Origin of the sequence: Bartonella sp. AP57NXGY, assembly GCF_042195805.1 — a bacterium.
Classification (GTDB): Bacteria; Pseudomonadota; Alphaproteobacteria; order Rhizobiales; family Rhizobiaceae; genus Bartonella.
This window is the reverse complement of sequence record NZ_JBHIOZ010000472.1, coordinates 1-789: the sequence shown is the minus strand read 5'-3', so window position 1 is coordinate 789 and position 789 is coordinate 1. Positions and strand designations below refer to the sequence as shown.

The following is a 789-nucleotide window of genomic DNA, read 5'->3' as shown; positions in this document are numbered from 1 at the left end:
ATTTTTGGCATATTGGCAGATAAATATAACCGTAAAACGCAGATTATTATTTCAAATCTTGTGAGAGGTTTGGTAATCGTGGGCTGGGTAATGCTTTGGCATTTTGGTATAGAAATTGAATTGATGGTCTTATCTGCTCTTTTGGGTATTTTTATTCCTTTTTATATGCCATCAGCTATTTCTTTAATTCAAAGTATTGTGCTGAAGGAACAGCTCATCAATGCAAATGCGACCATCGATATGGTTTATGAATTTGGCACTATCGTAGGTATGGGCTTAAGTGGATTTATACTATCCTATGCAGGAACAAAAGGAACTCTTCTAATAGGTGGTATATTCTTTATCCTTGCTGGTTTATTTAATTTTGCAATGAAGGTACCTAAAAACCGAAAATCTAAAAATCAAAACCAGCAAAATTGGTGGGAAAATTATACAGCATCCCTTCATTATTTTAAACAGAAGCCGGCTCTTTTTGTACCTTATATAAGCCAGATGATTATTATGACTCTTTTGATGACCATTCCTGTTATTCTCGTTCCTTATATACAAGAGGTTTTACATGCGGATAGCAGGATCTTTGCAATATTTGAGGTGCTTTATTCTATGGGCGTATTGACAGGTGCGTTTTTTTCACCACTTCTTTGTAAAGTTTTATCTATCAGGAAAACATTAGCCATTTTATTAGCTTTTATGGCTATTGGCCTCGCTATTTTATCTGTTAATACACACAATTTTGTTGTTTTTCCTGTTTACTTTATGATTGGATTTGGACTTTCGAGTTGGGCTCTT

The 789-nt window shown here is 34.3% G+C and carries 1 protein-coding gene; it reads left to right on the top strand.

Annotated features, from left to right (window positions below):
• Positions 1-789 (top strand): MFS transporter (locus ACFIL8_RS12840; protein ID WP_375689916.1); only part of this gene is annotated, 789 nt, incomplete at both ends.